This is a genomic window from Prevotella bivia DSM 20514, from assembly GCF_000262545.1.
GTDB classification, from domain to species: domain Bacteria; phylum Bacteroidota; class Bacteroidia; order Bacteroidales; family Bacteroidaceae; genus Prevotella; species Prevotella bivia.
Window position 1 is genome coordinate 1,426,174 of sequence record NZ_JH660660.1, and the last position, 18,643, is coordinate 1,444,816.

Genomic DNA, 18,643 nt, shown 5'->3' on the forward strand with positions numbered 1-18,643 from the left:
TTAAAAATTTTTAAAGTCTTTATTCACTAAATCGGTCAATTCGACATCTAATAGGTGTGATATTTTAATTAGGGTTTCAATATCTGGCTGAGAACTATTTGTACACCATTTTGAAACGGTGGATGGGTTGACATTTAATTGCTCACACAACCACTTATTTGTTCTCTTCTTCTCCGCTAAAACAACTTTCAGACGATTTATATCTATTTCCATCTTGGCAAAATTTGTTACTTGCTCACAAAAATAGTGATTTCATTTCACTCGACAAAAGAAATGGATTAGTTTATGATAAAAATAACCAGAAATACTGATTCGAATCATTATAACCTCAAATCTGCATACCTTCTTGTGAAAAATTTATATCTTTGCAAACAAGAATAAAGAGTTCTTTGAGGCATTGCAAAATAAAGAAGGAGAAAGAAACTCGCTCGTTTCCAAATCGTTCACCTTTTATTATTCTTATTTATGCTTTCCTTTTGTAATCAGCCGATTACATTCGCTTCTATTACTTTTATGCGGAGATATGCGATTTTCGCACTGCCAAGGACATCGGCATTGACAGACCCGAGAAGAATGAGATACTGCACAACATACCGCCCACACCAGAGCAGGAAGAATTTATCGGCAAACTGATGGAGTTCGCCAAGACGGGTAATGCCACGTTGCTCGGGCGCGAACCACTCAGCGAGAGCGAGGAAAAGGCGAAGATGCTCATTGCAACTGATTACGCCCGCAAAAGATTCAAGAATATTGTATCTTTCAGATAATCAATAAAATAAGAATGAATAAAGGATAAAAGGGTTACAAGTTGGAAACGAGCGAGTTTCTTACCCTTTCTTTATTCTGCAATGCTTCAATGAACACCTGATTTGATATTGCAAAGGTAGTTATTTCTACCCGAAAAACGGGATGAAACGAGGAAAATTGCAGAAATGTTGCCCAAAAATTTGTTTTTCTCATTTTTTCTTAGTACTATTGCGGTCGAAGATATAATTACTACCGTAATAATTTATAACTATGGTTGATAAAGAAGAAAGAAAAAACAATATACTGCTTGGGGCTTTTAAGCTGTTTTTAAGTAAGGAGTATAGCGATGTTGTAACCGCAGATTTAGAAGAAGCAACAAACAGGGGTTACAAGAGGGGCTATTTATTATAAAGTAAAGAATAAAGGGGGCTTATATAAGGCTGTCATTGATAGATTTATCTTTGATCCGATGTCCACCTCTGCGAATCGGGATATATCAGTTTCCAAAGAAACCCCGTTTTGGGATTTCTTAGTTAGTGAGTTAGAACTAGTCGGAGATAGAATGAACACGATTAAGAGATTAAATATAGACGCAACTTCTACACAATATTTTAGTCTATTGACTTCAGCCAGCTTTCACTATGACGGGTTTAAAGACAAGTGTAAGGAGTTGGAGATAAATATTTCGAAGCATTGGTTAAACTATTACGAAAAAGGTATTTGTGCAGGTGAGTTAAGGAAACATACTGCCCCTCAGTTAGTGGTTTCAATGTTTCGTTCCCTCTATTATGGAGATGCATTCTGTTTATCCATCATTGGAGGAGAATTGGATATAGAAGAACTAAAAAATAAGTATTCATTATTATACAATACCATACGCTTATGAGAAGTGTTTATATCAACAATGTTTCAACCTTTCTTCCAAACACCCCTATAAGTAACGAAGAAATGGAAGACTATATTGGACTAATCGGGGGAAAACCATCGAGAGTTCGCTCAATTGTTCTTAGACAGAATGGAATTAAGACAAGGTATTATGGGCTAAACAAAAAGCAGAAGATTACCCATTCTAACTCTCAACTTGCAAAAGAAGCGATAGTGAAATTGTTTGTAGATAAGACGGTATCAACTGATGTCACTCTCTTAGCTTGTGGTACAAGTACTCCAGACCAGTTGCTTCCTTCCCATGCGTGGGTTACAAAGAATTCCTTTTCCTACAGAAATTGGAAGATATGCTTTTATAAACGATTTAACCAAATGTGATATTGAAAATGGAATAGAAATAATGTGCAAATTATTAACGAAGAAAAAGTAATGAAAAAAGACATTTCGAATGAAAACCTTCTCGTACAGTATGGTAAAGACGCTGAAGCACGAGTAAATAATGCTATTAAGCATTTAAGGATGGGAAAAGGAATATTGCTTGTAGACAGCCCCGAAAGAGAAAATGAGGGGGATTACATCTTCCCCGCACAAACAATGACAGTTTCTAATATGGCACAAACCATTAGGGAATGCAGTGGTATTGTATGTTTGTGTATAAGACAGAATCAGGCCGATCGCCTAGGGCTGAAATTAATGACTAATCACAACACGAGTGCTTATGGCACAAACTTTACGCAATCTATAGAAGCCGCTGTCGGAGTCACGACGGGTGTTTCTGCTCATGATCGTATCCAAACAATAAAGATTGCAATAGAAGAAGCTTCTACTGCATCGGATATACATATTCCTGGACATGTTTTTCCTTTAATCTCTAAGGAAAACGGAGTTCTTGAGAGGGCTGGTCACACAGAAGGAAGTGTAGATTTAGTATCTCTTGCAGGATTTAATCCTTGTGCTGTATTGTGTGAATTAACCAACGTTGATGGGACTATGGCGAGACTTACTGGGATTGTAGATTTTGCCAATGCCAATGAAACTGTTGTAATTTCCATTGACGACATTATTTCGTACAGAAAACAGAAAGGACTTCTCTCTCCAATAATTCAAGAATTGCACAGATGAAGATGTAATAATTTTTTAACATTACGTATGCTTGAATGTAACTATTCAGCGATAATAAACGTTGAATATCAATAACTTATAAACGTAACATTGTGGCAAAAAAGCTCGAAATGAAATTCTTTATTAGAATTTGCATATATCTTTTTATGTAACTTATTGATAATCAATAATAGTTTATACACCTTATCGCTGAATAGTTACTGCTTGAATATAAAGTAATTCTATAATAAAGATATAGATAACAGAAAGACTACCTCAGTTCGAGATAAGAAAACGCAAAAAAATAAATAAAGAATAAGGTAGTCTCATAAATATTTTGTACCTCTTACCTTTGCATCCGATTATAGAATTAACTTCTGGTAACAGAAGTGAGGCTTATTTATCGTAGTTTTGCTAGTGAAATAGGCCTTGAGGGGCGAGGAAATTTCGTACCAGGTAGGTGTAATCCATATCGCTATAAAGAGATGCCCGTCCCTCTTTTCATTATCTTCTAGAGTCAGGACAAAGTATCTAAGGACATTTCTAAATGATCAAGTGTAGATCCAAGAGTTAAGGCGCAGGAAGGTTTTGGTCTATATTCATAACATTATTAACTTAAAGTTTTAGCTTATGAGACCAAAATTGTTGATGGAAAATGACTACATTTTAAGACAATGTGTAGGCATTGACGTTTCCAAAGAGACGTTGGTAGTTACCATGTGTATGTTCAGCTTCGCAGAGGAGGCTCACAACTCTGACGTCAAGACGTTCAAGAACAACAAGACTGGCTTTAACCAGCTGGTAAAATGGAGTCGCAAGGAGGCTTACACCGATAAACCGCTACGGTATGTCATGGAGGCCACAGGCGTGTATCATGAAGAACTGGCCAACCATCTCGTGAAGATTGGTTGCACCGTAATCATCATGATGCCGAACAAGGCAAGAGAGTTTGCCATTTGGGAGGGGATGATCTCCAAGAATGACACCATCGACAGCCGTGTGTTGGCCCTTGTGGGATGTGTGAAGAGGAGTATGCGTCCATGGCAGCCAAGCAAGGAGATCTATCACGAACTGAGAGCTATGACAAGATTTGCTCAGGATACGAAAAAGCTGCGCCTTGCGCTCAAAAACCATCTCGAAGCCTTGGAGCACAGCCATCAGGCTGAGAAGAGCGTAGTCAAACATTACGAGGCTATGGTGTCGTATTTGGACAAGCGTCTGAAGATGAACCTCAAGAACATGAAAGAGAAAGTCGCATCTGACGAGGCTCTTAACAAGAAGGTAGAGAACATCATTACTGCTCCCTCACTTGGCTTCACCTCTGTGATTACAGTCATTGCTGAGACTAACGGCTTCGCGCTCATCCAGAACAGAAAGCAACTCACCAGCTATGCCGGCTTCGATGTCAAGGACAACCAGTCGGGGAATGTAGAAGGGACGTCCAGAATCTCAAAAAAAGGCAACTCCCGTATCCGTGCCATACTTTATATGCCTGCTGTGCAGGCCCAACTGCGCAGCAAGCATCTAAAAGAAGCCTACGACAGGATTGTGCAGAAGCATCCCGACAAGAAGATGATAGCAGTCACTGCCATGGAACGCAGACTACTGCTCCTTATCTATGCTCTCTGGAAGAGCGACAAACCTTATGACGAAGACCACAAGAAGAAGAAATAAGACTTAATCCATAGCCAATTACACGAAAAGAGGCTGGAACAGTTTGACACGCCTCCAACCTCACGTGATAGATACCTGAAATCGGGTGTCTTCACTTGTCGTGTGTAATATTACGAAGATTTTTTGAAATGTGCGACTGTTTTATCCAAAAATATTAAAACCTTAATAATCTATACCTGAAAACACCGAGGGGCCAGGGGGCGAGAAGCCCCCATCAGGCTGAAAACATATAAAAAAACAAAATGACGGCAATTAATCTTTCTTAACTCTTTTTTATTTGAGATTAAAACAGTATCTTTATAGTTAATAATCAAACAGTTACAAATATACTTATACAGACTACCGATTACAAAATTACTGAATTATTCTGTGTTATAGATGATTTTTGCAAGCATTTTGAAGCTGAAATGGCGGGAAACTGCTTTTAGGTGACGATACCACGAAGCGTAGAAGGCGTAAGGCTTCCTTCTCCGACAGCGAAATCATGACTATTTTATTGTATTTCCATTTCGGAACATTTCGTAATTTCAAGCACTATTATTTATTCTTCATCAAGGGGACTTTTAAGACGTACTTCCCTAACGCTGTCTCTTACAACCATTTTGTTGAGCTTGAAAGTAGAGTGTTTTTTCCTCTTATGTTATTTCTTAATCTGCGTGCATTTGGAAGATGTACAGGTATTACATTTGTTGACTCAACAATGATTCCTGTATGCCACAATCTTAGACGCTATGCCAACAAGGTGTTCAAAGGCGTTGCAACAAATGGGAAAGGAACAATGGGCTGGTGTCACGGATTCAAGCTTCATCTGGCATGTAATGACAGAGGGGAAATCATAGCTTTCGTTCTTACTGGAGCAAATGTCAGTGACAAAGACACAAAAGTTTTCAAGGTTCTTGCCAAACGTTTGTATGGCAAACTGTTCGCTGACAAAGGATACATATCACAAAAACTTTTTGACTTTCTTTTTGAAGATGGTATTCAGTTGGTGACGGGGCTCAGGGCAAATATGAAAAACAAACTCATGCCTTTCTATGATAGAATGATGCTGCGCAAAAGATATATCATAGAAACCATCAATGATCTTCTGAAAAATACTGCCCAAATTGTACATTCACGCCATAGGTCTGTGGCAAACTTTATCATGAATCTTGTATCTGCCTTGGGGCATACTGCTTCTTTGAAAACAAGCCAGAAGATCTCCAGGGATATTGCATAGAAGACACTAAACAGTTGGCGTTGTTTTAAGCAACATTTTTTATCTAAATCATATCCCATTCATGATAGAGTGGGATGTATTATCGTGCATATGATTCTAACAAGGAATAATGCTCCTAACTTATCAAAATATAGACGGCTTAACCCGAACTGGGGTAATCTCTGCATGAAAAATTATCGGACAGTTCAAATTTTTAAAAGATAAAAAAGTTTGATTGGACAGTAATAGTAAAGAACCAATTAGAATTTGGCAACTAATATGGAAGAATAAAAGAAATATGAACGGCGTTTTGAACGGCGTAGCGAGAAAATCCGTAGTATCGTAGGACAGCTACGAGACCTTTCTGCTGTCCGTGATACTTTGGATCGTCAGGAAGCCCTCTGTCGTTTCAAGTCTGCCGACGTAAAATCGGTAAAAACCAAACTGTAGATTTTCAAATAGTACACTCATCTGGTAATCTCCTACAAAAAATACTTGGGGGATTATAATGGAGTCGGACATTTATCATCCCTCTCTCGATAATCAATCGTCAAGCTCACCGTCTGTTCTTGCAAGGCGGTGAGTTCTTTTGTCAAGCGGATAAGCTCCTGTAATAGGATTTGTGTCGTTGTTTCCCTCTCGGTGATGTGGAGAAAGCGCACCACCTGATTGTAGTTTGTGCCGATTTTATGTACTTGGGCTGTGAGTTCAGAGAGCTTGCGATAATACTCCACGGCGGACTTGTCCACCGTTATCACCTTGAAATGCTCCCCCAATAATCTTGCACGCACGAACTCTGACTTGGACATTGAGCCTGATTTGTGATAGAGATCTATCACTCGTATTTGGTCTTTCGGGTCTGGTAAACGGACGTGCCAATCGTCCCACTTGTCGGGCATATCACCATACTTTTTCGCTACTCTTTTCCTTGATTTATCGCTTGCCATATTTTTTTGTTTTTATTTCTCTAATCACGACTTTGGAGTGATTTAATCACCCATTTGGGGCAAGGGTCTTTGTGGGACAAACGGCAGTTTGTGTCACAAAGACACACCTTGCCAGTATAGAGAAAGAGATAGTTTGTTATGTTCCATAAAGTAACTTTTCTGGGGTGCTTTTGATAGACGAGAGTTCAAAGTTCAAGAAGTAAGTCAAGAGATAAGTTTAGACTAATTTCTTGACTTACTGACTTAATGAGCTGACATATTTTTGACTAAAGTTAATTTTAACTTAGGTCGAAACTAATTTCTTGACCAAAGTTATAACTGACCATTTGACTTAAGTCGCGACTGATGTCTTAACTTAACTCATAACTTACCTGTTTGCGGTATTGGATTATAATGCCATTCAAGCATTGTCTGTATGTCGCTCTGTTTGTATAGTATCTTCCCTCCGATTTTGTAGAAAGGAAGTATTCCTGCATTTCTGTACTCTTGGAGCGTGCGTGTGCTGAGCCGTAATTGGCTGCAAACCTCCTCGCCCGAAAGGTAAACTTCACCATTCAGCATCGGACGGGCGGTAGCGCAATACCGCTCCAATTTCTTCAATATTCCTTCCATCAGTTGTGAAAACGACTGCATCTGAGGGTCTTGCTGTGTAATGATTTCTTTCTCCGACATAATTCATTCATTGTTTACGTTCAGTAACTCTGCGATGTCGCTCTCCTTATAATAGCATTTATGCCCAATGATGGAGAAGGGTATTTTACCCGTGTCGCGATAGGATTGCAGGGTGCGTTTGCTGATGCCGAGCCTGCGGCATACGGCTTCATTGTCGAGCCATTCGTCCGTTTCGGGCGGATTGCCGATGAGTTGTTCGATACTGTGGATAAAGTCTGCAAATTCGGAGCGGTGTTGCTCCCACGCTTTGCGGTCGATGATAATGAGTTTCATTTCCTTGATTTTTTTTTGATTACTTTATCCCAAATCGGTCGTTAGACTTCTTCGAGATTTGCGAGCTTATTTTGAGCTATTTTTGGTTGTTTTTGAAGACGTTTAGCGAGCTAAACAACTGAAAAAACAAACGAAAAGAGCCAAAATAAGGTGCAAAGACGAAGAAAAGCATAACATCTAAACTCTTTAAAAAGCCTTTGCGGGCTAATGACCGATTTGGGTTTATTGTTACTCGGCAAACAAACTGTTATGCAGTCCATTGCCGTACTTATCGAGTGCAAAAGTAAACCCTCGGAAGCACCGCTGCAAGAAATGAGGAAAAGCAGGGAAATAGAGAGAAAACAAGAGAAAAGACCAAAGGAGATCCATCTGTGTTATTGCGGTAATGAGATGAGGTGCCGGCTCTTCCCTTTTATCACATAGCAATTATTCTCTCGACAGTTCGATAGTTCGACAAATCGATATGTAGAACTATCGATAGATAGTTTTATCGATAGATTATTTTGACGATATATAGTTTTGACAACAGATAGTCATGACAACAGATAGTCATGACAACAGATTGTACAAACAACAGATTGTACAAACAAAAAATTGTCCGTATTATCGTCAGTCCTATCTATTGTTGGTTGTTACGCCTTGCGTCCAAAGAGCCTGAGTATGCCGTATTCTTGTCGTGCCTATACTCTCTACGGCAGCCCAGCCCTGCAAGGTTGGGAGAGATGAATACGACCGCACGGATATTGGGAATTGCCATACAGCCATAAAAAAAGGAAAATCCTGCGGTGGAGATTCTTCTCTCCATCCGCAGGACTCGACCTTGTCAGGGCAGATAGGCTGCCGTTATACCTTTGCACGATAAGAAACGGCTTCAGGGGCTTTGCATAAGTATGGCTTACGAAGTGTACGAAGAAAAATGTTGGGGTTATCCACCTGTCTGACCGATTATTGGCAGATGATTGCTCTCGATGAGCAGCACTATCGTGCCTGTGAGTTCGGTGTAAAGACGGTCGTATTGCTCGTCAGAAGCAAATGTGTCCGTCAAACCGAACTTGTCGAATGTGGCTTGAATAGCCTTGTTCGACAACAGTATAGGTACGAGTTTCTCTGGGAGCGGTGCAGGCAGTTCCCTTTCAAACTCGTTTTCCAATACAGATACAAGCGTGTCATACTTGGAAAAATGCAAGCCATAATACAAAACCTCGCTTGCCATGCTTTCCGCTTCGGAGTGAGTGAAACCTTGTGCCACGGCATCGCAGTAAGCTGTGAGAGCCATATCTGCCCGTGCAGTGATAAATTCCTTGTCTTTCAATCTCTCAGGGTGATGCTCACTCATGTAACTTCTTAATTTCAATCGAAAGTAAGAAAGTTCCAGCTTGTTGTTCTCTTTCATAATCGTTTGGTTTTCAATCGTGAATAATAAATGTTTGGTAATTACTTCCTTTTTATGCTTGTTGCAATGGAACGTTCTGTCGTGCTATCGACTCACAATAACCCTCAAATACAGTATGCTCCTTGTCTGTGAGTGCAGTCATATCCTCTTGTATCTTGTGGTCGGTTATCTTTCCGTAGATTTGTGTCGTACCTATATTGCTGTGTCCGAGCATCTTGCTGAGCGTTTCCATCGAAATACCATTGGAAAGGCAAATCGTGGTTGAGAATGTGTGCCGAGCCATGTGAAAGGTCAGGCCCTTCTCTATCCAGCATATCTGCCCGATGTTCACACACGCAAAGGATGCTTTCCTTATTGTAAGATTGGGGAATATCAAGTCGTCCGCTTTCTTGTCCTTTATATAGAGCGAAAGGATTTGTTTGGCAATGGGCAGAAGTGGGATAATCGCTTCCACATTGGTTTTCTGCCTTTTGATGCGTATTTCCTCCGTGCCGTCAGCATTATGGGTGATATGCTTCGGTTTGAGCCGTTGCATATCCACACGAGCCAGACCAGTAAAGGCACAGAAAAGAAAGAGTTGCCTTGCCCGTTCGAACTGCTTGTCAATTATGGGTGTTTGCAGGACCCTCTGCAATTCCTCCGTAGTGAGATACCTGCGTGTGCGATGTGGCAGTTCTGCCTTGTAGTCCGCAAACGGATCGATACGGATATACTTCTTCTGCTGACCGATGCCGATGAGTTTCCTAAGGAAGATGACCGCTACCTGAATAGTGGCAAGAGAAAGGTTGCGCTCTGATTTAAGGTAGAAGTCCAGCCCCTCGATAAAACCATAGTCCAACAGAGAGTAGCGGATATCCTCCAGCCCTAAGCGTTCACGCAGATAGGACTTAATGAGCTGCGCTGCATAGATGTAATTAGCAAAGGTAGGCTTGGCTATCGTCAGTCCTACGCATGGACGCTTTTCCTCAATAAATAGTCGGGCTTCCTCCAAAAGAAAGCCTTTGGGATTGTCTTCTTCCATGAGTTCACGTTTCAACAACTCGGCGGTGATATAGCCACGTTGCCAAACTAATTCTTGGTATTTGCCTTTGGCTTGTTCCTCTTTGGTTTGCAAGTAGCGGTTGATTTCCTTTGTCTCTTCGCCTATACCCTTGCATCGTCCCTTATGGCTGTCCCAAAGCTCGGGAGCGATTTCCTTTCCCGTGCTGTATTGCACTTGCTCTCCGTCTATGGTGATGCGTCCCATAATCGGGCAGCTGCCGTTCTTTTTCTCTTTTGAGCGATTGATATAAAAGAGTGTCTTGAATGTACTTCGTGCCATAATGTCAAAGTTTTAAGGTGAATGTATCTTGTATTCGCTGCTGTATCGCTTGCATATCCCGATGGATTCTTTCGGAGGAAACCGCTGCATATACCTGTGTTGTTCTCAGGTTGGTGTGTCCGAGCATACGGCTCACCGTTTCAATAGGAACGCCTGCCGAGAGCGTGATAAGCGAAGCAAAGGTATGGCGAGCCATGTGGAAGGTCAGCGGAGTCTCCATGCCGATGTTTCTCTGTATGTAGTGCATACCATTGAGGACAATGTCGGTGGTCGGCACGTCAAAGACAAAGCCTGCCCTTATCCCTCTATAACGATTCATGATAGTCAGCGCAGGGGGAAGCACCTGTACCCGATACGGGGTCTTGGTCTTTATGCGTCTGCCCTTGATGCAGAGTTTGCCTTCTTCAGTGACGATATTCTCCTCCCGAAGATTGCGGACATCTGAGATTGCCAGACCTGTGAAGCAGGAAAAGACAAAGAGATCACGGACAATGCGGTAGTTCTCCCATTCAATCTCCAAGTCGATGATGTGCTCAAGTTCTTCCTTCGTAATGCTTCTCGGTTCGCCCTTTGGTCGCTCGTAACTGTAGCCCAAGAATGGATAGAAGTTCAGCACACCTTTCTTCACCGCCATACGGACAATGGTCTGCAAAGTAGACACGGTACTCGATATGCTGCTGCGTTTCAGTCTGCGGTCGATGGTGAGATAGTACTCAAAGCCCTCGATAAAGGCTTTGTCCAACTGTGAAAGGGGAATATCGCTTACTTTATGTTTTTTTTGCACATACTCACGGAGCAAGGAGAGCTGGTAGGTACGGAGTTTGAACGTCTTTAAGGCTCGGTCGATGCCTATACGCTCCTTAGTCTGTGTAAGATACTCCTCGAAACTCTCCAAGAGCAAGGCTTGACAGTGGATTTGCCCCTGATAGGCATCCCTCACGTCTGTGGCTGTGAAAGTTTCTTCCCTTTCACAGAGTTCGTGAAAGCGTGTGTGGATAAGTGCGGTGCATTCACCAAGTTTCTGATTGACGGACACAGCCATGCTGCTCTTGCCGATAAGCCTTTACTTACGACTGTCCCAAAGAGCAAGCGGAGTTTTGCATTTGGTGGAGAAGCCCGAATGGGTTCTGCCTACGGAGATGCGCCCGATAACAGGCACAAGTCCTTTCTTGTCGGTTCGTTTCGCCTGAACGAAGAACGATACTTTGAGTTTGTTTTCTTTCATTTTTCTGTCGTTTTTTCTAAATTTCCTTTGCTTGCAAAGGTACAGATGAACAAGTATTCCTGAGCGATGCAGAAAAATGAAAGATGAAGAATAAAAACCTATGACACAGTTGTTTACCTTCAATTCGTAACCCCTTTTTGCTTTTTCCCTGATGGGTTACGATTTGGTAACGGAACTCCTGCCGTTTGATGCTTCCTTTCGCCTAACTCGATAATGGCATAAAAATGCTAAATGATGATATTTCAAATAGTTACATTCCTTGCGTTTCCCCCTATTTCCCTTCATTCTTAATGACTGATTATGCCCGCAAGATGAGTCTTGATTTACGCATGATAGATGAAAATGCTTACTCAGATCATATCGACAACAAGGCAAGTCACTGTGCGAAACTCTTGAATGACTATTACCAAAAGTATGATGCACAAAAGGGAACGCAGTTTGTTTTCTCTGACTTGGGTACTTACAAGCCCAGCGGAGACTTCAATATCTATTCGGAAATCAAGAGAAAATTGGTAGAGGACTACCATATCCCGGCATACGAGATACGTTTTATTCAAGAGTGCAAGAACGAGAAAGCAAAGAAAGCAATGGTCGATGCCATGAACCGTGGCGACATTCGCATTATCTTCGGTTCTACCTCTATGTTGGGTACTGGTGTGAATGCTCAACAACGTGCCGTGGCCATCCATCATTTGGACACGCCTTGGGTGCGACATGAAGTCGCATAGATAATTGTTAGAATGATACTTACGAGTATCAGCTTTAACCCGCTGTTCCGTCAGCGGTAGCCTACCGACCAATGCACCTTAATGTTGTATTAAGCGGTTGTGACAAAGTACACTTTCCGAAAGGACAAGACAGAACCGTGAGGGAAAGTCAAGTGCGGTTAGTATCATACCGTAGAGTGGCGAGGCTGGATAGTATGGTTAGCGTAAGCGAACTGTTAGTAAACTTCGTAATGTCGTAAATGAGTGTAAGATACTGGTACACTCTTCCCAAAAGGGAAGCGGTCAGTTAATCCTCTCCATGGTAGGATTACACGGATATAAGCACCGCCGGAGGATGAGACAGAACCTAACCTATCCGTTAGTTATCTATGTGGAACATGGTAAGCCTGTATATCTCCTGTCATGTCAAAGTGGCAGGTAAGCTGACAGCAATGGAAGCTGAACGGTGTGCAGGTATAAGATAACAGAAAAAGCGAATGCCGTTCTGTAATGGAACGGATACGGATTGAGCCGACATCACGAGTTGATTTGGGCGACATCACCCGACACGAAAGTGGGCAGACTTCTGTGACAATATTCGGGAGGCAAGATACCCGACTGTTGTCTAATGGTAATTCTTTACAATTAACTTTTAGAACTTTCAAAAGAAGGAATGCAAATGAACGAAAACAAAACATCGTGTGCACCTGCTGACAATCAGCTGACACTTTGGGACAGCATAGACTGGACCAAGGCAGAGTTGGCTGTCAGAAAGCTACAAGCACGTATTGTAAAGGCTCAAAAGGACGGCAGACACAATAAGGTGAAAGCCTTACAGTGGACGTTGACCCACTCTTTTTACGCAAAAGCCTTAGCCGTAAAGAGAGTAACTTCTAACGGAGGTGGCAACACCCCTGGGGTTGACATGGAGACATGGGATAAACCCGAAACAAAAATGCAAGCAATAAACGACCTCAGACGCAGAGGCTATCAGCCGAAGCCCCTGAGAAGAGTTCACATCAAAAAGAGCAATGGCAAACTGCGCCCATTGGGAATACCGACAATGAAAGACAGAGCCATGCAAGCACTCTACCTCATGGCATTGGAACCAGTGTCCGAAACTACAGCCGATACTCGTTCATACGGGTTCCGCAAGGAACGCCGCTGTATGGACGCTGTAATGCAATGCCATAATATTCTCCGAAAAGGCTATTCTCCCGAATGGATTTTGGAGGGTGACATCAAAGGATGCTTCGACCATATCAGCCACGAATGGCTACTCGCCAACATCCCTATGGACAAGGCGATGCTCCGCAAATGGTTGAAATGCGGCTATATCTTCAACAAACAGATGTTCCCGACGGAGGAGGGTACACCACAAGGAGGTATAATCTCCCCGACGCTTGCCAATATGGCATTGGATGGATTGCAGAAAGTTCTCGCAGAGAGGTATAAAAGAAGAACCATAAAAGGGAAACATTATTCCCCCATGGTGAATTTGGTACGCTATGCCGATGATTTTATCATCACCTGCGAGAACAGGGAAACGCTTGAGAACGAAATCAAACCATTGGTTGCCGAATTCATGGCTGAAAGAGGTTTAACCTTATCAGAAGAAAAGACTGTGATAACCAATGTCCGTGACGGGTTCGATTTTCTCGGTTTCAACATCCGCAAATACGGCAATGAAATATTGACCAAGCCGACCAAGAAAGCCGAAAAACGCTTTATGGAGAATATTCGTAAGGTGATAAAAGGCAACAAGGGTTGCAGGCAGGAGTCCTTAATCAGAATGTTGAATGCTAAAATCCGAGGATGGGGAGCATACTATCAGCATGGTGCAACGCGTGATTCCTTTCACAGAATTGACCATCAGATATTCCTCTCCCTATGGCAATGGGCTAAACGTCGCCACTCCAAGAAAGGAAAGCGATGGATTAAAGACCGCTATTGGCATAATATCCGAGGTAACAGTTGGACTTTTGCAGCCAAGTTCAAGAAATCAAATGGAAAGGAAGACCAACTAACACTGTTGACTTTGACTTCCTCGTTCCCCTTTCTGCAATATACGCAGATAAAAGGAGATATGAATCCGTTTGACGTGGACTGTCGTTTATACTTCAACCAAAGAATGAAGTCGAAAATGCTTGTTTCACTGAAAGGGCGTAAGTCTTTGCTTCACCTATGGGAAAAGCAGGGTAGAAAATGTCCAATATGTGGTGAGCCGATAAACACGCACAAGGCATGGAATGTGATGCCTACCGTCCAAAACGGACGAAAATGCAACCTATTGGTTCATGACGAATGTTTCAAATTATCCCGCAAATCCAATGACAACAACAAGAAGTAATATGAGCCGGTCTCTATATAAGAATAGGGATTTAGAAAAGCTTGAGCCGTATGAGAGGAAACTCTCAAGTACGGTTCTTAGGGGGGAAGAGGGCAGTAATGCCCTTGACCTACCCGATCGACCGTCAGACCTTGAGCAGCGGAACGGGCGTGCCATCCGAAAGGGAAATCTTGTTGCCAAGGAGTTTGCGGACAACAAGGTTGATGTGATTATCTACGCTGTAGAACGTTCTTTGGACAGTTATAAGTTCAATTTGCTGCACAACAAGCAGCTTTTCATCAACCAACTAAAGACAAACACGCTTGGTAGTCGTACCATTGATGAGGGTTCGATGGACGAGGACAGCGGTATGAACTTCTCAGAATATGTAGCAGTGCTTTCGGGCAATACCGACCTTTTGGAAAAAGCAAGACTTGACAAGAAGATTACCACCTTGGAATCCGAGCGCAAGAACTTTCTCCGTGAGCGTGATGCCGCAACGGGCAAGCTGGCAGAGATTGAGAGTTCCGTGTCCTTCCATTCCGACAAGATTAAGGAAGCTAAAGCTGACTTGGCTTGCTTTGAGCAGCGTGTGGAACGGGACAAGGAGGGACTGCCCGTCAATAAACTGACAATCAAAGGTGTAGAGGACAGCACCGACATAAAGGTCATCGCCGCCCGTCTGCATGAGATAGAGGAAAAGGCTCGTACCAAGAGCGAGTACAACAAGATTGGCGAGGTTTACGGCTTTTCCATCATGGTCAAGACTGAGAGCACTTCCAAGGACTTGTTCGACTGCTCGGTGAATCGCTTCTTTGTCAAGGGACAGGAAAGCATCTACTATACCTATAATAACGGTAAGTTAGCGGCAGACCCGAAACTTGCCTGCGAGAACTTCGTAAATGCCTTGGAGCGTATTCCAAAGGTGATAGAGTCGCATGAAAAAGAAATGGCAAAGGTTGTGTCCAACAAGGACGTTTACACCAACATTGCCAACGGCTCATGGAAGAAAGAGGACGAACTGCGTTCACTTAAAAGTGAAGCTGCGGAGCTGGACAGAAAAATAGCCTTAACACTTTCACCTCCGGAAGAGGAACAAGATGTAAAGGATGAAATGAAACAAGGAGAGGGTCTGTCCGGCAACAATCATTCTGTCGGGAAAGAGAATGATAACCTTTCTGTTCAGGATGCAAAAGAGGAGAAACATTCGCAGAGTTTCAAACCGAAATGGCGACATTATCCTTAATTTTATTCCTTAGTTCTCTCTATTAGATTTTGGCAAATAACGCTTGTTATTGCCAAAATGTAATAGATTGCTTGTGTTGTTTACTATTTGCTTATCCTAAACCTTTCTTGAAGTTCGGATAGCGCATCTAATAGTTCTTCAAATGAAGGTTTTTTCCCATAAATCATTGATTCCATCATTGCCTGATAATCTGATTTCCATTCTTCAAGAATATCTTTCTGGGGAACAATCTGGAGACGTTTGCGTACATCGGGAGTATAATCCACATCTTTCACTGAAGTATAGATTTCTCTATGATGACGAATAGATTCCCATAATGCATCATCTGCAATGGCTTTCTTTGCAAAATCTTTATTCATCATGGCATAAAGGTCATAAAGATGTCGACTCTTGCGCTCTGCTATCATTCCGTGTCCGGGAATGGAGAAGAGTTCGTGAAGCAAGAACGCCTTTTCAAGGAATGTCTTTGCGGGAATAGCAGTATGAACGGCACTGTCAGCCAATGGTGTAATCGGAAGATGCTCTCCAATAATACTTTTAATTTGTATTGATTCTGTCGGTTCAAGCAAAGAACGTGCACTCACTTCCAATACAATATCAGGGCGGAGATATGTAAGCCCCTTGTCAAAAACTGATTTATAGTGAAGATAAATCTGACGTGGCTCGGGATAGGTGGCGTCACCTTCGCCATTAGGTTGGGCATTAACTGTGACAAACGACAGCAAGCCTTGTCTTTTTAGTCCTTCACAAATCATAGGGGTTAGTTTCTCTAAAATAAAAAGCGATGATGCCTTGCGCAATTTCTTGATTTGTTTTTTTGTGAGATCTCCTTCAGGAGCACCAAGAAAAACAGGATTGATAGCAACATCTATATCTTCCGAGAATCGCTCTATAAGTTTCCAACCTTTGCTCAGACTTGTGCCGCCTTTGAAAACAAGATGCTCTGCTATAGGAAGTGAAAATATTGTTTGCAAGATTGCTGTTACCCAAAAATCTTTCTCAATCACTTGTGCGGGTAACCCGACTTTATCTGCAATTGATTCATAGACGCTTTTCCGTTGTGAGTCGGATAATCCAAGAAACCTATTCATATAGACCAACTATAAATTCCCTTACCTTTGAAGGCATCAGTTTGAGGTCGGCAACTTGAAGGTGAGGATTTTCGTTTAACTTCATTTTAATGGTAGCAACCTGCTCATTAGTCAGGTTCTCTACTTTCCAGTCTTTAAGGGCTGTTGTTAAGAGAAGAGCCAACCGGTTACGGATGGAGAAATATCTGGGAGAGGCGCGCTTGAATTTTATGTTTTTCCCTTCGCCAAGATTTATAGTTCGTGAGACGCCATCGGTTAAGTAAGCTATATTCATCGGTATCTGTTGAGTCAGTCCTAACTGGTATTGGGCATAAAGTCCCGTTGGGACAATTCTTGCGCCATCCCTTTTTGCCATTGCTTTGGCAATATCCTCAAGCGATGGAGGAACCATACCCAGGCCATATACTTTTTCCATTTTGGGGTAGCAATAAATGCCACGTGCAACCCTAAGCATCTGTCCTTTTTTTACGAGACGTTCCAAAGCCTTATTAACGGCATCTCGATTGCCATACGAAATAAAATCCCCCACAAAAAACACAGAACCACGTCCGCACTTCTTTGATTTTATAAGTATTTTACATTCAATGCTTTTTGTCATAATTATAATTATATTTTGTCGCGAAATAATGCATTATTCACGACAACAAAGGTACATATAAAATCTCATAATCAGCACAAAAAAATAGAGAAAAGTACGAGTTTAACGAGCTATGCCAGTATTAATGTACGTATAATCAATTTTGTAACCGTTATTTTGTAATGTAACTGCTTGCATTTACACAACAAAGCAACAATAAAAACCAACAAATACGCATAACCAACCATCTCGCCTTCTCAGCATCTCGTCAATCTCTTCCCAGAGAAAAAGTAATCGTCCATTGGCTTTGAGATAAGGAATTTTTCCAGCCCAAACCCAGTTTTAAATGGTCTTTTGTTCCAACTTCAAAGTTTTGGAGACATCTATGATATCCAAGTATTCGGGTTTCAATGGAGGGTGAATGGTCGTATCTACTTCCTGTTCCGTAGGACAAGCAGACGGTCGAGCTTGTCTTCCATATTCTTCTGTTTATCAAACAGGCGTTTCTGCCATGTATCTTCTGGCTGTTGATCTAAGTATGGCATAATTCTCCTTTTTGATAATTCCCACTTGTATCTTGTATCAAAATACGCTGCTCTTTCATATAGGTAATATATTTCTTTGCGGTCCTGTCCTTGATTTCCATCTCTCGCATCAGAACATCACAAAGTTCCTGATAGGTGAGCTTGAAAGAATTTCGAAAGGCTTCTCTTATAACGCCAACGAGTTCAACAGTCTTGCGCTTTTCCTTGTCTTCCTTGGATTTTTCACCACGATAGACGTGCATATCCTCAGCCTTGTTTCAGCCGAAAAGCATCATCAGTACGTCCAACGGGCTTCCGTCACGGACTTTCAATGCCTTCACCACAGAGTATTCGGGATTGTCATCTTTCTCTATGGAGAGAATACCAGCAGCTTTGCGCTGCAACTCTGAACCAATATGCCCACAGAGTTTGATACCATTCGGCACGAAGTGTAGCACGCAGATGATGCAGGTGTTGTAAATTCCTGCCAAGCGGTAAAGCCCATCCACGATGGCAATACTTTCCGTTTCATCGTTGGCAGAGCGTATCAAGTCAGCTATGTCGTCAATCATCACGAGGTGAATGCACCCATGTTTGTGATGAAACTGGTCCATACTTTCACGAATAAGTTTCAGCAGGTCTTTACGAGAAAGCGAAGCGAGATACAGAGAATGATAATACTAATGGAAGTGTATCTGTAATTATTTATTGAATCAGTTAGATTATGGCAACA

Annotated in this window: 12 protein-coding genes and 8 pseudogenes; 9 read left to right on the plus strand and 11 right to left on the minus strand. The window is 42.0% G+C overall.

Annotation, left to right across the window (positions count from 1 at the left end):
* Complete coding sequence (locus PREBIDRAFT_RS08480; RefSeq protein WP_004339709.1) at nucleotides 1-213, minus strand: helix-turn-helix transcriptional regulator; 213 nt, start codon at nucleotides 211-213, stop codon at nucleotides 1-3.
* 296 nt (nucleotides 214-509) lie between these two features.
* On the opposite strand from PREBIDRAFT_RS08480, the pseudogene PREBIDRAFT_RS11895 reads away from it, so the two are divergent.
* The 6 genes and pseudogenes from PREBIDRAFT_RS11895 to PREBIDRAFT_RS08510 form a co-directional block, all read left to right on the plus strand.
* Nucleotides 510-767 (plus strand): annotated as a pseudogene (locus tag PREBIDRAFT_RS11895) (hypothetical protein); the annotation flags it as partial.
* A 250-nt stretch (nucleotides 768-1,017) separates the two neighbouring features.
* Nucleotides 1,018-1,158, plus strand: coding sequence for a hypothetical protein (locus PREBIDRAFT_RS11720; RefSeq protein WP_004339710.1), 141 nt, complete (start codon nucleotides 1,018-1,020; stop codon nucleotides 1,156-1,158).
* Nucleotides 1,159-1,629: 471 nt separating this feature from the next.
* Nucleotides 1,630-1,938: pseudogene (locus PREBIDRAFT_RS08495) on the plus strand (3-oxoacyl-ACP synthase); the annotation flags it as partial.
* 123 nt (nucleotides 1,939-2,061) lie between these two features.
* The gene (gene ribB, locus PREBIDRAFT_RS08500) at nucleotides 2,062-2,754 is read left to right on the plus strand and encodes a 3,4-dihydroxy-2-butanone-4-phosphate synthase (protein ID WP_004339712.1); all 693 of its coding nucleotides are present in this window, start codon (nucleotides 2,062-2,064) and stop codon (nucleotides 2,752-2,754) included.
* A gap of 609 nt (nucleotides 2,755-3,363) precedes the next feature.
* Nucleotides 3,364-4,407, plus strand: coding sequence for an IS110 family RNA-guided transposase (locus tag PREBIDRAFT_RS08505; protein ID WP_004335924.1), 1,044 nt, complete (start codon nucleotides 3,364-3,366; stop codon nucleotides 4,405-4,407).
* A 332-nt stretch (nucleotides 4,408-4,739) separates the two neighbouring features.
* Nucleotides 4,740-5,655, plus strand: a pseudogene (locus PREBIDRAFT_RS08510) (IS982 family transposase).
* Nucleotides 5,656-6,108: 453 nt separating this feature from the next.
* On the opposite strand, the gene PREBIDRAFT_RS08515 reads toward PREBIDRAFT_RS08510, so the two are convergent.
* The 6 genes and pseudogenes from PREBIDRAFT_RS08515 to PREBIDRAFT_RS08545 form a co-directional block, all read right to left on the minus strand.
* A complete protein-coding gene (locus PREBIDRAFT_RS08515; RefSeq protein ID WP_004335920.1) occupies nucleotides 6,109-6,552 on the minus strand; it encodes a plasmid mobilization protein in 444 nt (147 codons plus the stop codon).
* 360 nt (nucleotides 6,553-6,912) lie between these two features.
* Nucleotides 6,913-7,224 (minus strand): helix-turn-helix domain-containing protein, encoded by a 312-nt coding sequence (locus tag PREBIDRAFT_RS08520; RefSeq protein WP_004335919.1) that lies wholly within the window; start codon nucleotides 7,222-7,224, stop codon nucleotides 6,913-6,915.
* 3 nt (nucleotides 7,225-7,227) lie between these two features.
* Nucleotides 7,228-7,497: a helix-turn-helix domain-containing protein gene (locus tag PREBIDRAFT_RS11225; RefSeq protein WP_004335918.1), complete on the minus strand. Its 270-nt coding sequence runs from the start codon at nucleotides 7,495-7,497 to the stop codon at nucleotides 7,228-7,230.
* Between the two features lie 925 nt (nucleotides 7,498-8,422).
* Entirely contained in the window at nucleotides 8,423-8,890 is a 468-nt protein-coding gene (locus PREBIDRAFT_RS08535) for a DUF1896 domain-containing protein (RefSeq protein ID WP_004339715.1), read from the minus strand.
* Between the two features lie 52 nt (nucleotides 8,891-8,942).
* A complete protein-coding gene (locus PREBIDRAFT_RS08540; protein WP_004335915.1) occupies nucleotides 8,943-10,211 on the minus strand; it encodes a site-specific integrase in 1,269 nt (422 codons plus the stop codon).
* Between the two features lie 4 nt (nucleotides 10,212-10,215).
* Nucleotides 10,216-11,436: pseudogene (locus tag PREBIDRAFT_RS08545) on the minus strand (site-specific integrase).
* Between the two features lie 287 nt (nucleotides 11,437-11,723).
* On the opposite strand from PREBIDRAFT_RS08545, the pseudogene PREBIDRAFT_RS08550 reads away from it, so the two are divergent.
* From PREBIDRAFT_RS08550 to PREBIDRAFT_RS08560, 3 genes and pseudogenes are all read left to right on the plus strand, one after another.
* Nucleotides 11,724-12,143, plus strand: a pseudogene (locus PREBIDRAFT_RS08550) (hypothetical protein); the annotation flags it as partial.
* Nucleotides 12,144-12,822: 679 nt separating this feature from the next.
* Nucleotides 12,823-14,493, plus strand: a complete 1,671-nt coding sequence (gene ltrA, locus PREBIDRAFT_RS08555; RefSeq protein ID WP_004339342.1) for a group II intron reverse transcriptase/maturase — start codon at nucleotides 12,823-12,825, stop codon at nucleotides 14,491-14,493.
* Between the two features lie 103 nt (nucleotides 14,494-14,596).
* Nucleotides 14,597-15,718 (plus strand): annotated as a pseudogene (locus PREBIDRAFT_RS08560) (helicase); the annotation flags it as partial.
* 83 nt (nucleotides 15,719-15,801) lie between these two features.
* On the opposite strand, the gene PREBIDRAFT_RS08565 reads toward PREBIDRAFT_RS08560, so the two are convergent.
* The 4 genes and pseudogenes from PREBIDRAFT_RS08565 to PREBIDRAFT_RS08575 form a co-directional block, all read right to left on the minus strand.
* Nucleotides 15,802-16,809: a nucleotidyl transferase AbiEii/AbiGii toxin family protein gene (locus PREBIDRAFT_RS08565; RefSeq protein WP_004339717.1), complete on the minus strand. Its 1,008-nt coding sequence runs from the start codon at nucleotides 16,807-16,809 to the stop codon at nucleotides 15,802-15,804.
* On the minus strand, nucleotides 16,802-17,407 hold the full coding sequence (locus tag PREBIDRAFT_RS08570) for a DUF6088 family protein (RefSeq protein ID WP_004335467.1): 606 nt from the start codon (nucleotides 17,405-17,407) through the stop codon (nucleotides 16,802-16,804). The genes PREBIDRAFT_RS08565 and PREBIDRAFT_RS08570 overlap by 8 nt, the downstream gene beginning before the upstream one ends.
* A 177-nt stretch (nucleotides 17,408-17,584) precedes the next feature.
* Nucleotides 17,585-17,931: pseudogene (locus PREBIDRAFT_RS11490) on the minus strand (helix-turn-helix domain-containing protein).
* Nucleotides 17,919-18,590, minus strand: a pseudogene (locus PREBIDRAFT_RS08575) (bifunctional DNA primase/helicase); the annotation flags it as partial. The pseudogenes PREBIDRAFT_RS08575 and PREBIDRAFT_RS11490, both read right to left, overlap by 13 nt.
* Nucleotides 18,591-18,643: the final 53 nt, after the last annotated feature.

Bases quoted from the DNA above. Each gene is read 5' to 3' on its own strand.
- PREBIDRAFT_RS08480 (WP_004339709.1), bottom strand. From the start codon at position 213: ATGGAAATAGATATAAATCGTCTGAAAGTTGTTTTAGCGGAGAAGAAG.
- PREBIDRAFT_RS11720 (WP_004339710.1), top strand. From the start codon at position 1,018: ATGGTTGATAAAGAAGAAAGAAAAAACAATATACTGCTTGGGGCTTTT.
- ribB (WP_004339712.1), top strand. From the start codon at position 2,062: ATGAAAAAAGACATTTCGAATGAAAACCTTCTCGTACAGTATGGTAAA.
- PREBIDRAFT_RS08505 (WP_004335924.1), top strand. From the start codon at position 3,364: ATGAGACCAAAATTGTTGATGGAAAATGACTACATTTTAAGACAATGT.
- PREBIDRAFT_RS08515 (WP_004335920.1), bottom strand. From the start codon at position 6,552: ATGGCAAGCGATAAATCAAGGAAAAGAGTAGCGAAAAAGTATGGTGAT.
- PREBIDRAFT_RS08520 (WP_004335919.1), bottom strand. From the start codon at position 7,224: ATGTCGGAGAAAGAAATCATTACACAGCAAGACCCTCAGATGCAGTCG.
- PREBIDRAFT_RS11225 (WP_004335918.1), bottom strand. From the start codon at position 7,497: ATGAAACTCATTATCATCGACCGCAAAGCGTGGGAGCAACACCGCTCC.
- PREBIDRAFT_RS08535 (WP_004339715.1), bottom strand. From the start codon at position 8,890: ATGAAAGAGAACAACAAGCTGGAACTTTCTTACTTTCGATTGAAATTA.
- PREBIDRAFT_RS08540 (WP_004335915.1), bottom strand. From the start codon at position 10,211: ATGGCACGAAGTACATTCAAGACACTCTTTTATATCAATCGCTCAAAA.
- ltrA (WP_004339342.1), top strand. From the start codon at position 12,823: ATGAACGAAAACAAAACATCGTGTGCACCTGCTGACAATCAGCTGACA.
- PREBIDRAFT_RS08565 (WP_004339717.1), bottom strand. From the start codon at position 16,809: ATGAATAGGTTTCTTGGATTATCCGACTCACAACGGAAAAGCGTCTAT.
- PREBIDRAFT_RS08570 (WP_004335467.1), bottom strand. From the start codon at position 17,407: ATGACAAAAAGCATTGAATGTAAAATACTTATAAAATCAAAGAAGTGC.